Below are 11,528 nucleotides of genomic sequence, written 5' to 3'. Positions count from 1 at the left end.
GCCGCTTGTGCGGCGCCCGAGAATGACGGGTTTATCCCCGGAACGCCGCCGCCAACTCGCGCACGAAGGCGCCCGCGCGTGGCGTCGCGACATTGCTTCTGAGGACGACCTGCGATCCGCCGAGCGAGGGTAATCCCCAACCCGGACCGACATCCACGCTTCCCGTCGGCGCGATCCGCGCGGCCAGCGGCGAGATGCCGAGCCCGACCTGAACGGCGGCCGCGACCGCCGCCATGCCGCCGCCGACGAAGGCCTCGCGCCAGGCGATGCCGGCGCGATCGAGCGCGTCCATGCCGTGCCGGCGCAGGCGGCATTCGGCGACGAGGCTGACGAGCGGCACCGGCGCGTCGGCTTGCCTTACGAGATCAGGTGCCGCGAACCAGCCGACGGCGTCATTGCGCAGGACCTCTCCGGTGCGGCCCGGCCCAAGCCGGCGGACGACCACGACATCGAGTTCGCCCCGCTCGAATGCCTCCTCCAGAGCCCGTGACGGCTCGATCCTGAGATTGATGACGATGCCGGGATCATGGGCGGCCAGGCGCGCCAGCACCGCGGGAACCTCGGCACCAACAGCCTGTTCGCTGATGCCGACCGCAATATGCTCCGGCGCCACCGTGAAGGCCGAGAGCGCCTTGCCATGCGCCGCCAGCAAGTCGCGCGCGGCAGGCAGGAAGCGCTCGCCCTCGGCCGTCAGGCGGACGAGCCGGGGATGACGCTGCAGCAGCAAACGGCCGAGCCCGTCTTCCAGCCGTTTCACGCGCGTGCTGATCAGCGACTGCGTGGTGCCGAGCGCCTCGGCGGCGCGGGTGAAGCTTTTCAGTTCGGCCGCGCGCAGGAAGGAGGCGACGGCGTCGATATCCAGTGAAGTCATACATCATGATACCATATCATTGATATAGAGATAGATGTTGTTTTCAGATCATGGGAGCTGGCCTAGGGTTGCCCTCGAAAGGCGCTGTCGCGCCTCGACAAGGAAACGAGCCATGCCCCTGATCCGGATTTCCATGCGCCGTGGCCGCCCGGCCTCCGAGCCCGCCGCCATCGTCGACGGCGTCTACAAGGCGCTGCGCGAGACCTTCGAGGTTCCCGAGAAGGACCTCTTCGCCATCGTCCACCAGCACGACGCCGACGAGTTCGTCTTCGACGCCAACTATTTCGGCTTCAACCGCAGCGAGAGCCTGGTGATCATTCAGCTCACCGTCGCCAATACCCGCGGCGTGACGCAGAAGAAGAAGCTCTATGCGGCTATCGCCGCGAACCTCGCCCGCGAACCAGGCCTCAGGCCCGACGACGTCTTCATCAACCTCGTCGAGGTCAAGCGCGAGGACTGGTCCTTTGGCGGCGGCATCGCGCAATACGTAGCCTGAAGGCGCTGCGCGTATAGACAGCCCGCGGTTCCCTCCGAAGCGCTCCTGCCCTAAATCCTGTCCTCATGGAATGGACCGACGAGGGCACGATCATCGGCCTCAAGGCTCATGGCGAGAGCGCCGTGATCCTGGAGGTGATGACGCGCGGGCACGGCCGCCATCTCGGTCTGGTCAGGGGCGGGCGCTCGGCCAAGGCGCAAGCCTCGCTCCAGCCAGGCAATCATGTCTCGCTGACCTGGCGCGCCCGGCTCGACGAGCATCTCGGCGAGTACAAGGTCGAGCTCCTGACCTCTCACGCTGCCCGCTTGATCGCCGCGCCGGTCGCGCTCTACGGCCTCGGCACGATCACCGGCCTGCTGCGCCTCCTGCCGGAGCGCGATCCGCATCCCGGCCTCCATGAAGGGCTCTCCGTTCTCGTCGCCCATCTCGACGAGGCGGAGATGGCACCGGCCCTGGTCATCCGCTTCGAACTGGCGATGCTCACCGAACTCGGCTTCGGGCTCGATCTGGCGCGCTGCGCCGTCACCGGCTCGCCTGACGATCTCAGCCATGTCTCGCCGAAATCCGGCAAGGCCGTCAGCCGGCGGGCAGCGCAACCCTATCTCGATCGCCTGTTGAAGCTGCCGGCGTTTCTCGTCGAGGGGCAGGGCGGGCGCCGCCCTTCGCCGGCCGATATCCTCGCGGGCTTCGCCCTGACCGGCTTCTTCCTGCGCCGCCACATCCTGGAGCCGCGCGGTCTGCGCGAGCCTCCGGAGCGGGCGCGACTGGTCGAATTGGCGACGCGCGCTGCGGCGAATTCGCCCTCGGTCGAATCATCCACCGACTAAGCGCGAAATACCGGCTTCCGCGTTTGCGCGGGCCGCTTCGTACCTGCATTGTTCTGGCGGGGCGACTCGCGCTGTGCCATAGAGACCGCGCGAAATACGACGAGACGAGGGCTGACGCAGCATGGGCAAACCGGTCGATCCGCCGCCGGAAGATGAAGCCGAGCGCATCGATCTGAAATCGGCGCTCGAAGAGCGCTATCTCGCCTATGCGCTCTCCACCATCATGCACCGCGCCCTGCCGGATGCGCGCGATGGCCTGAAGCCGGTCCACCGTCGCATCCTGCATGCGATGCGGCTGCTCCGGCTCGACCCCGGCCAGGTCCACAAGAAATGCGCCCGCATCGTCGGCGACGTCATCGGCAAGTTCCACCCGCATGGCGACCAGTCGGTCTATGACGCGCTGGTGCGCCTCGCGCAGGATTTCGCCCAGCGCTATCCGCTCGTCGACGGGCAGGGCAATTTCGGCAATATCGACGGCGATAACGCCGCCGCCTATCGTTACACCGAAGCGCGCATGACCGAGGTCGCGCGGCTCCTCCTCGAGGGCATCGACGAGGACGCGGTCGATTTCCGCGAGACCTATAATGGCGAGGACGAGGAGCCGGTCGTGCTCCCGGCCGCCTTCCCGAACCTGCTCGCCAACGGCTCGCAGGGCATCGCGGTCGGCATGGCGACGTCGATCCCGCCGCACAACGCGGCCGAGCTCTGCGACGCCGCGCTCTACCTGATCCAGCATCCGGAAACCTCTTCCGAACAGCTCATGACCTTCGTGCCCGGCCCGGATTTCCCGACCGGCGGTATCATCGTCGAGACCCGCGCCTCGATGGCGGAGACCTACCGCACCGGGCGCGGCGCCTTCCGCACCCGCGCCCGCTGGGTGAAGGAGGATCTCGACCGTGGTGCCTGGCAGGTCGTCGTCACCGAGATCCCCTACATGGTCTCGAAGGGCCGGCTGATCGAGAAGATCGCCGAACTGCTCAACGACAAGAAGCTGCCGCTGGTCGCCGACCTGCGCGACGAGTCCGCCGAAGACATCCGCATCGTCATCGAGCCGCGCGCCCGCAATGTCGATCCCAACCTGATGATGGAATCGCTCTTCCGGCTCTCCGAGCTCGAAGCGCGTATTTCGATGAACATGAACGTGCTGACCGGCGGGCTGGTGCCGCGCGTGCTCGGGCTCAGTGAAGCCTTGCGTGCCTGGCTCGACCATCGCCGCGAGGTGCTGCAGCGGCGCTCGCGCTTCCGGCTCGGCCAGATCGACAAGCGCCTCGAAATCCTGCGCGGCCTGCTGATCGTCTATCTCGACCTCGACCAGGTGATCAAAATCATCCGCGAGGAGGACGAGCCGAAGATCGAGCTGATGCGGTATTTCGAGCTCACGGAAGTGCAGGCCAACGCGATCCTCGATACGCGGCTGCGCGCCTTGCGCAAGCTCGAGGAGATGCAGCTCAAGACCGAGCTCGACGAATTGACCAAGGAAAAGGAGCAGGTCGAAGGCCTGCTCGCTTCCGAGGCGACGCAGTGGAAGACGATCGCCTGGGATATCCGCCAGGTGAAGAAGACCTTCGGCCCGGAAACGGCGATCGGCAAACGCCGCACCGATTTCGCGGACATGCCGGACACCACCGATATCGACCTGACCCAGGCCATGGTCGAGCGCGAGCCGATCACGGTCGTGATCTCGAAGAAGGGCTGGATCAGGGCGCTGAAGGGCCATGTCCAGGACCGCTCCAGCTTCTCCTTCAAGGGCGACGACGCGCTCCAGACCGCCTTCTTCACCGAGACCACGGCGAAGGTGCTGGTGCTCGCCTCGAACGGCAAGGTCTTCACGCTCGATGCCTCCAAGCTCCCCGGCGGGCGCGGCTTCGGCGATCCGATCCGCCTGATGATCGAATTGGAGGAGACGGCCGAGATCGTCTCTGCCTTCCCCTACAAGCCGGGCTCGAAGCTCCTGATGGTGACGAGCGAGGGCAGGGGCTTCGTCGCGCCGGCCGACGATGTCGTCGCCAATACCCGTAAAGGGCGGCAGGTGCTCAATGTCGATGGCAAGACGGTCGCGATGCTGGCGGTGCCGGCCGATGGCGACCATGTCGCGATCATCGGCGAGAACCGCAAACTGCTCTGCTTCCCGATCTCGGAAGTCGCGGAGATGGGCCGCGGCAAGGGCGTGCGCCTGCAGCGCTACAAGGATGGCGGCCTCTCCGACGCGAAGACCTTCAACCTTGCCGAGGGGCTGACTTGGCTCGACACTTCCGGCCGGACCTGGACGGTGACGCAGGCCGACCTGCTGGAATGGCTTGGCCACCGCGCCGAAGCCGGCCGCCTGCCGCCCAAGGGCTTCCCGAAGAGCAATACGTTCGGGGGATGAGGGAGAGGCGCCCGCGTCATGCTCGGGCTTGACCCGAGCATCTCGGAAACCAGCGCACTCCCGGCATGAAATTCTCGGGTCAAGCCCGAGAACGACGCCAGATCAAAAGCTTATGCGAGAAAGCGGAATCAATCCCGTAACCGCCTGAATCAAATCCTCAGCGGATCGCCTCGCCGACGACGCCGACTTCGAGACCCATCGTGATCTTGTCGGTGACGGCCCAGAGCACGCCGGCGCGGGCCTCGGGCCGCACGGCGATGCTGCTGCGGCTGAAAGGCGAGGAGAAATTGGTGGCGCCGAAGCGCCAGGTCTCGTTGGCCGCGCTCATGCCGACCGTGGTGTAGAGCATGACGTCAGGCGTCACCAGGACGCCGGCCTTGACCTTGAAGGCGCCGGCGAGGTCGCGCGTATAGGCGGCATTGCCGAAGCTCGGATAGCCGTAGCCGCCCATGGCCGGCATGTAGTCGATCGCGCCGGCGATGCCATAGACGAAATTGCCTTCCCGCCGCATCGTCCCGGCTTCAAGCCCGATCGTCGGCCCGGCGCTGGTGCGCATGTGCTTGCCGCTGGTGACCTGGAAGCCCGAGGAGATTCGGGCATAGGACCCCTCCCATTTCGGCGAGAGGCTGGGCTGGTCCCAGGCGAAGGAGGGCAGCGGCGCGAAGCCGGAGAGAGGCAGGAGCGCCTGCGCCTCAGCCGATGCGCCCGCTCCCAGCAAGGCGGTGAGCGTCGCGGCGGAAAGAAGCGGAAATCTCACGTCGAAAGCGTCCTCGCGACAGCGTGCCCCGTTGGAAGCTAGCATGGAGCGGGGCGAATGTCGCGGTTTTGTGGCCGGGCCCGGCTGCGGCTCAGGCGATCTTGGTCCTGAGCTTGAGGAAGCGCAGGGTGCGTTCCGCTGTCGCGAGGTCGAGCTTGTCATAGGCGTCGACATCGTCGTCGACGTCGCGGGAGGAGAAATAGAGCCGCCGTGCCCGCAATTGCAGGATGGCGCGGAAGGCGGTGGAGCCGATACCGAGCGAGCGGCAGGCGACTGCGATGCCGCTGGAATCCCGCTGCATCAGCACGCGCAGCGCCTGTTCGATCGAGATGCCGCCGATTTCCGCGAGCACCTGCGAGAGGTGATAGGCGCGATCCTCGTCCGCCAGCATGGTGAGCACGTCGTCGACTTCGCGCACCTTGGCGGCGAGGTCGGAGAGCAGGAGCTTGACCTCGAGGCGTTGCTGGCGGGCCTGCCGGGCGAGCGAGACATTCGCGTCCGAGGCAGGCGCCGCGCCGCCGCCGTCAGAGAATTGCTCGACGATCCGCAATACGCGCTGGGCCCGGTTCGGCGCGAGATCGGAACGGCGGGCGAGCGCGTCGGTAATGGCGGCGTCGCCCTCGCCGCGTTCGAGCAGCCGGTCGAAGCCGCGGTCGGAAAAGGCCGCGCCTTCGTTGGCGCTGACTGTGTGCAGCACCTTCTGGTCGCCGCGCTCGACCAGGATGTCGGTGACGCCCTCGGACAGGCGCGCACGCTCGGCGATGGCGACGAGGTGCTGCTGCGACTGGCTGACGGCGATGGCGGCGAGGTCGGTATCGGTCAGGACCGGGGAAAGCGACAGCACCAGCCGCGCGACCTCGGCATTGCTGTCGCCGCCGAGCGTGACGGCGACATTATGCGGCAGGGTCGGCATGGTGGCGACGCGGTCGGCATAGCCCTTGCGATCCTCGTCGCCGAGATGGCCGAGCGAGCCCGTCGCGATCTCCCCGTAATGCTCCTTCGCGGCCTCGTTGGGGTCGTGGTCGAGCAGGAACAGGTCCGTGACGGCATGGAGAAGCTGCCGGCGCGAATCCGACGACATCTCCGCCGGCATCCGGGTCAGGTTACGCAGCATGATGGCTCCCACGGCAAAGCAGTGGCAGCACTCTGCGCAGGTCCGGCTTGATTTACTCTTAAGGCGACAACGCTCTTTATCTGAACAACGGGGCGATGGTGCCCCGTTGTTCAGACCGTGGAGGCCTGCCGCTCGGAGAGGCAGGCTCCTTCATTTATGCACCTATAGGTTGCATTTTTCTTACCAGAATACCGTCGACCGCGACCATGACGATGAGCGACAGCCCCACCAGCGGAAAGGCGAGCCCACCGATGGCGAGCAGTGCGACGACCCCCCGCAGCGTCGCCTTCTCCGCAGGCAGCGGCGGCACGCCGAGCGACCCTTGCGGACGCCGCTTCCACCACATCACCAGCGCGGAGACGCAGAGCAGGACGATAGCCAGGCAGGCAGCCAGCAGCACGAGCTGGTTCGCCAGCCCAAATTCCTGGCCCATATGGACATTGATGCCCCATTCCAGCGCCTTGCCGAGCGGGCCGTAATCAGCATAGCTCATGTCGATCAGGGGCTTGCCGCTATACTGGTCGAGATGGATGACGCGCTGGAGCGCCATGTCCTTCGGGTAGACCGAGCCGGTATAGACGCCGCCCGGACCGCCCGGGAGATTGACGGCATAGCCGCGGGTCAGGCCCAGACGGTCGAAGGCCGCGACGGCGGCGTCGAGGCCGATCGGTTCGCCCCCTGCAACCTGCGATACCGGTAGTTTGGCCTGCTCCAGCGACCATGTGGTCGGTGCGACATGGGCGAGATGCTCGTCCGACATCGGCAGGGCAACGCGGACACCGGCCGGATAGCCGAAATTATGGCCGTTGGCCCATTGGTTGACCTTGTTGCCCCACAGCACCGACCAGGGCATGCCGGTGATCGCCAGGAACAGGATGAAGCCACCGGCGACGAGCCCGGTCACGGCATGGAGATCGCGCCAGAACACGCGCTGGCGCGGCTTGCCCCTGACCGTGACCACGCCGCCGCTCTGCTTGCGCGGCCACCACAGATAGAGGCCGGTCAGCACGAGCAGGATCGCCCAGCCGCCGGCGATCTCGATCGCCCCGTTCGCGACCGGCCCGAAATAGGCGAGGCTGTGGATCTGCCGGATCACCCACATCACCGTGCCCTTGTCCGGAATCTGGCCGAGAACGCGGGCATCGTAGGGATCGACATAGACGACCATCCGCGTCCCGCCCGCGTCGCGGATGGTGACCTCGGCGGAGGCGGTCGCGCTTTCCGGCGGGGTATATTTCACGGCCTGGCCGGGGAAGGCCTTCACCGCTTGCGTCACGATTTCGCTGGGCGGCCGCTCGCCCGTCATGCGGGCCTCGACCTGTTTGACGTCGCGATGGATCAGGCCGTCGATCTCGGCCTTGAACAGGTAGAGCCCGCCAGTCACGGCCAGCAGGATGAGGAAGGGCAGGGTGATCAGGCCGGCATAGAAATGCCAGCGCCAGACGGCGCGATAGACGGATGCGACTGGTCGGCCCGCGCGTTCGGGCGCGGCCGTCGCCGTTGAGACGATTGTCATGGATAAATCCTGGTCTGAGCTGAAGGGAGAAGGGCTTCAGACCGGGAGAGGGGGAGCGCGGGCACCGAGCGGATAGCCCGGCGCAGGCGGCGCCGAGACTTGCTCGGACGGCAGATGGCGGGCGAATGCGACGGCGGGCCGGCGCGCCACGAAGACAGCAGCCGGAGATGGTGGCGGCAAGGCGATTGCCGCCGACAGGCACAGCGTCGCGCAGCAATCGGGCAGTTTCGCGCCGCCACTATCGGAAGCCGGGTCGAACGGGGCCGTCTGGCCGGGCGCGCAGAGCGGATGCACGAGGCCGGCGGAGGGCTGCGCCGACAAGCCGGCCGCAAGCGCGACCAGCGTCGTCTGCAGCACGAGGACATAGACGGCGACGAGCGCGATCGCGCTCCTCCGCCAGTTCATCCGTCCCGCCGTTCCCGTCATGGGACGAGGCTTAGCCAATCCGCTCGACCAGCGGAAGCGGGCTTCGTGACGCGCCTCGGCTCATGCCGGCAGGCAGGCCGGGCCGAGCGGCTCGAAGCTCTTGTAGGTCAGGATGAATTCCTGATGGCCCAGTTCTTCCGATTTGGTCCGACCGCCCTGGCCGAGCGAGACGACGAGATCGCGGATCTCGGTGCCGACCTCGTCGAGCCCGGCGCGGCCTTCGAGGATGCGCCCGGCATCGACGTCCATATCCTCGGACATCCGGCGATAGGTCTCCGGGTTGGCGCAGATCTTCACCACCGGCGAGATCGCCGAGCCGACGACCGAGCCGCGCCCCGTCACGAACAGCACGCAATGCGCGCCGCAGGCGATCAATTCCGCGATCTCGGCATTGTCATTGATATTGGGGAAGCCGAAGCGGACCTCGCCATCCGGCACGACGTCGAGCAGATAGAGCCCGCCATGCGGCGGCACGTCGCCGGGCTTGATCAGGCCGGAGATCGGCGAGGCCCCCGACTTGGCATAGGCGCCCATCGATTTCTCCTCGATGGTCGAGAGCCCGCCCTCGGCATTGCCGGCGGCGAAGGAGCCATAGCCCAGCGTCGCGTAGTAGCGCGCTGCCTTGGCCACGGATTTCTCCAACTCCAGGCCAAGTTCAGGTGTGATCGCGCGGGCCGCCATGATGTGCTCGCAGCCGATCAATTCGCCGGTTTCCTCGAAGATGCAGGCTGCGCCGTCCGCGATGAGCTGGTCGAAGGCTCTGCCTGCTGCCGGATTGCCGGTGATGCCGGAGGTGCCGTCCGAGCCGCCGCAGACCGTGCCGACCACGAGTTCGGAGACCGCCATCGGCACGGTCTCCTGTGCATCGAGCAGGGTGCGTTGCTCCTCGACCCAGGCGCGGCCCTCGCGGATCGAGGCGCGGGTGCCGCCCGTGCCCTGGATGATGATCGTCTTCACCGGGCGGCCGCTGGCGCGCACCACCCGCTCCAGCGCGTATTTGTTGAAGCTCTCGCAGCCGAGCGAGACGAGCAGCACGGCGCCGACATTCGGATGGGTGCAGAGCTGCTCCATCATCCGCTCGGCATAGGGGTTCGGGTAGCAGCCGGGGAAGCCGATGGCGTGTACGCCTTCCTCGCGCCAGGGCAGGGCGATTTCGCGGGCGACATGGTGGGCGCATTCGACGAGATAGGCGACCGCGACGGTGTTGCGGATGCCCTTGCGTCCATCGGACCGGAGATAGCCGCGCATCGCGCTCATACCGAGGCTCCCGCCTTGCGTTCGTCTTCGAGATGATAGGTCGGCGTGTAGTCGCTGCGCATGTTGTGGACGTGGACATGCGCGGCCGGCGCGATCGCCTCGGTCGCGACGCCGATCGGCGCACCGTATTTCAGGATCTTCTCGCCGGCGGCGATGGCGCGCCGCGCGACCTTATGGGCGAGCGCGATGTCGCGGTCGAGCGCGGCCGGGCCGGCGCCGGTCTCGACGCTCTCGCCGGCTTTCAGCCGAACCCGCGCGACGAGGACATTGTCGCGCGGGTCGAGCAGGATGAGGCGCGGATCGTGGGTCATGGTGAGCCGCCCTTCGAAGGAGGGATCGCGTCAGAACTTGCCGTATTGCAGATAGGCCTTCTGCGGATCGGTGCCGGCGAGGATCGCGGTGCGGACCTTGTTCTCGGCCGAGATCGCCGTCTCCGACTTGTCCAGCACCTCCTCGATGATCTCGACGGGAATGCGGACGACGCCATCGCGGTCGGCGAGGATGTAGTCGCCCGGCCGAATCCAGACCTCGCCGATCTTGATCGGCTCGTCCACGGCCTTGGGCAGCCATGCGCCGACGATGTCGCGCGGCGTATAGGCCTTGAAATAGGCCTGGAAGCCCATTTCGACCATGAACTCGGTATCGCGCGAGAGCCCGTCGATGACGCAGCCGCGCACGCCCTTGTTCTTCAGCGTCTCGGCCGAGAGCTCGCCCATCAGCGCGATCTCGTTGGTGTTCGGCTGGCAGACCCAGACATGGCCGGGCTTGGCGGCCGAGAGCAGGCCGGTCCAGCCCAGCAGCGTCTCATGCGCGTCGAACTCGCCGGTCTTGCCCTCGACGGTGAAGGCGGGGCCAGCGAGCTTCTGGCCGGGCAGGAGCGGGCGCAGTTCCGGCGGCAGGACGAAGTCCTTCAGGCCCATCGCCCGCATCGTGTCGTGGATGATGCCGGTATAGCAGCGCTCCAGCCTGTCGGTCAGTTCCTGGCTCATCATTCCTCCGGTTCGGCCCCTGTCGCGCGGATCTGCTGCCGGGCCGCTAGCGATAGAGTGTCGGGAGGAGCGAGGCGCGGCAAGCGCGTTTTCCGCGCGTCGCGAATGCGTTTCAATCGGTTGAATCGTTGTGGTCGACGCGCTCCCAGCCCTGCGGCATCAGGCGCTCCTGCGGCAGGAAGCGCGATTTGTAGGCCATCTTGGGCGAGCCCTCGACCCAGTAGCCGAGATAGACGTAAGGCAGGCCGAGCCGGCGCGCCCGGGCGATATGGTCGAGCACCATGAAGGTGCCGAGCGAGCGAAGCTCCAGACCGGGGTCATAGACCGAATAAACCATCGAGAGCCCGTCGCTGAGCGTATCGGTCAGGGCCATCGCGAAGAGATCGCCTTCGCCGCGTCCGGTGAAGCCGGAATCGGGGCCGCGGCGGCGGTATTCGATCAGGCTGGTCTCGACATGGCTGTCCTCGACCATCATCGCGAAATCGAGCGCCGACATCGTCGCCATGCCGCCATCGGGATGGCGCTCGTCGAGATAGGAGCGGAACAGGGAATAGTGCTCGGAGCGCGGCCGCGGCGGCAGGGCCTCGCCGATCAGGTCGCTGTTACGTGCAAGCACCCGGCGGAAACTACGCGACAGGCGGAAATCGTCGACGCAGACCCGGACCGAGACGCAAGCCCGGCAGATTTCGCAGGCCGGCCGGTAGGCAATGCTCTGCGAGCGCCGGAAGCCGCCCTGCGAGAGCACGTCGTTGAGCTCGCGCGCCTGCGAACCGACGAGGTGCGTGAACACCTTTCGCTCCTCGCGCCCCGGCAGATAGGGGCACGCGGTCGGCGAGGTCAGGTAGAATTGCGGGGCATCCCGCAATGGGCGCGTCACGTCGGTTGGCTCCCCGGAAGCTTCCACCTT

12 protein-coding genes are annotated in these 11,528 nt (G+C 66.8%); 3 read left to right on the top strand and 9 right to left on the bottom strand.

Annotation, left to right across the window (positions count from 1 at the left end):
• Positions 1-31: 31 nt before the first annotated feature.
• A complete protein-coding gene (locus BLQ70_RS01705) occupies positions 32-871 on the bottom strand; it encodes a LysR family transcriptional regulator (RefSeq protein WP_091855562.1) in 840 nt (279 codons plus the stop codon).
• Positions 872-983: 112 nt separating this feature from the next.
• Between BLQ70_RS01705 and BLQ70_RS01700 the strand changes: the two genes are divergently transcribed.
• From BLQ70_RS01700 to parC, 3 genes are all read left to right on the top strand, one after another.
• Complete coding sequence (locus tag BLQ70_RS01700; protein ID WP_091855561.1) at positions 984-1,367, top strand: tautomerase family protein; 384 nt, start codon at positions 984-986, stop codon at positions 1,365-1,367.
• A 65-nt stretch (positions 1,368-1,432) separates the two neighbouring features.
• On the top strand, positions 1,433-2,194 hold the full coding sequence (gene recO, locus BLQ70_RS01695; RefSeq protein WP_091855560.1) for a DNA repair protein RecO: 762 nt from the start codon (positions 1,433-1,435) through the stop codon (positions 2,192-2,194).
• A 121-nt stretch (positions 2,195-2,315) separates the two neighbouring features.
• Positions 2,316-4,562, top strand: coding sequence for a DNA topoisomerase IV subunit A (parC, locus tag BLQ70_RS01690; protein ID WP_091855559.1), 2,247 nt, complete (start codon positions 2,316-2,318; stop codon positions 4,560-4,562).
• A gap of 157 nt (positions 4,563-4,719) precedes the next feature.
• Here the strand turns inward: parC and BLQ70_RS01685 are convergent, their stop codons facing one another.
• The 8 genes from BLQ70_RS01685 to BLQ70_RS01650 all read right to left on the bottom strand — a co-directional run bounded on the left by BLQ70_RS01685 (position 4,720) and on the right by BLQ70_RS01650 (position 11,498).
• Positions 4,720-5,319 (bottom strand): outer membrane protein, encoded by a 600-nt coding sequence (locus BLQ70_RS01685; RefSeq protein WP_091855558.1) that lies wholly within the window; start codon positions 5,317-5,319, stop codon positions 4,720-4,722.
• Between the two features lie 91 nt (positions 5,320-5,410).
• A complete protein-coding gene (locus tag BLQ70_RS01680; protein ID WP_091855557.1) occupies positions 5,411-6,433 on the bottom strand; it encodes a DUF2336 domain-containing protein in 1,023 nt (340 codons plus the stop codon).
• A gap of 154 nt (positions 6,434-6,587) precedes the next feature.
• Entirely contained in the window at positions 6,588-7,949 is a 1,362-nt protein-coding gene (locus BLQ70_RS01675) for a PepSY-associated TM helix domain-containing protein (protein WP_091855556.1), read from the bottom strand.
• Between the two features lie 36 nt (positions 7,950-7,985).
• Positions 7,986-8,354: a hypothetical protein gene (locus BLQ70_RS01670; protein ID WP_091855555.1), complete on the bottom strand. Its 369-nt coding sequence runs from the start codon at positions 8,352-8,354 to the stop codon at positions 7,986-7,988.
• 81 nt (positions 8,355-8,435) lie between these two features.
• On the bottom strand, positions 8,436-9,632 hold the full coding sequence (locus BLQ70_RS01665) for a UxaA family hydrolase (protein WP_244511871.1): 1,197 nt from the start codon (positions 9,630-9,632) through the stop codon (positions 8,436-8,438).
• On the bottom strand, positions 9,629-9,943 hold the full coding sequence (locus BLQ70_RS01660) for a UxaA family hydrolase (RefSeq protein WP_091855554.1): 315 nt from the start codon (positions 9,941-9,943) through the stop codon (positions 9,629-9,631). The genes BLQ70_RS01665 and BLQ70_RS01660 overlap by 4 nt, the downstream gene beginning before the upstream one ends.
• A gap of 30 nt (positions 9,944-9,973) precedes the next feature.
• Positions 9,974-10,621, bottom strand: a complete 648-nt coding sequence (locus tag BLQ70_RS01655; RefSeq protein WP_061965481.1) for an RraA family protein — start codon at positions 10,619-10,621, stop codon at positions 9,974-9,976.
• Between the two features lie 112 nt (positions 10,622-10,733).
• Positions 10,734-11,498 carry an arginyltransferase gene (locus tag BLQ70_RS01650; protein WP_091855553.1) on the bottom strand — a complete coding sequence of 255 codons (765 nt, stop codon included), beginning with the start codon at positions 11,496-11,498 and terminating at the stop codon, positions 10,734-10,736.
• Positions 11,499-11,528 lie beyond the last annotated feature (30 nt).

Source organism: Allobosea robiniae, assembly GCF_900102525.1.
Classification (GTDB): Bacteria; Pseudomonadota; Alphaproteobacteria; order Rhizobiales; family Beijerinckiaceae; genus Allobosea; species Allobosea robiniae.
Note: the sequence above shows the minus strand (reverse complement) of the source record. Positions and strands in the feature narration are given on the sequence as shown.

Bases quoted from the DNA above. Each gene is read 5' to 3' on its own strand.
- BLQ70_RS01670 (WP_091855555.1), bottom strand. From the start codon at position 8,354: ATGAACTGGCGGAGGAGCGCGATCGCGCTCGTCGCCGTCTATGTCCTC.
- BLQ70_RS01675 (WP_091855556.1), bottom strand. From the start codon at position 7,949: ATGACAATCGTCTCAACGGCGACGGCCGCGCCCGAACGCGCGGGCCGA.
- BLQ70_RS01705 (WP_091855562.1), bottom strand. From the start codon at position 871: ATGACTTCACTGGATATCGACGCCGTCGCCTCCTTCCTGCGCGCGGCC.
- BLQ70_RS01665 (WP_244511871.1), bottom strand. From the start codon at position 9,632: ATGAGCGCGATGCGCGGCTATCTCCGGTCCGATGGACGCAAGGGCATC.
- BLQ70_RS01680 (WP_091855557.1), bottom strand. From the start codon at position 6,433: ATGCTGCGTAACCTGACCCGGATGCCGGCGGAGATGTCGTCGGATTCG.
- BLQ70_RS01655 (WP_061965481.1), bottom strand. From the start codon at position 10,621: ATGAGCCAGGAACTGACCGACAGGCTGGAGCGCTGCTATACCGGCATC.
- recO (WP_091855560.1), top strand. From the start codon at position 1,433: ATGGAATGGACCGACGAGGGCACGATCATCGGCCTCAAGGCTCATGGC.
- BLQ70_RS01660 (WP_091855554.1), bottom strand. From the start codon at position 9,943: ATGACCCACGATCCGCGCCTCATCCTGCTCGACCCGCGCGACAATGTC.
- BLQ70_RS01700 (WP_091855561.1), top strand. From the start codon at position 984: ATGCCCCTGATCCGGATTTCCATGCGCCGTGGCCGCCCGGCCTCCGAG.
- parC (WP_091855559.1), top strand. From the start codon at position 2,316: ATGGGCAAACCGGTCGATCCGCCGCCGGAAGATGAAGCCGAGCGCATC.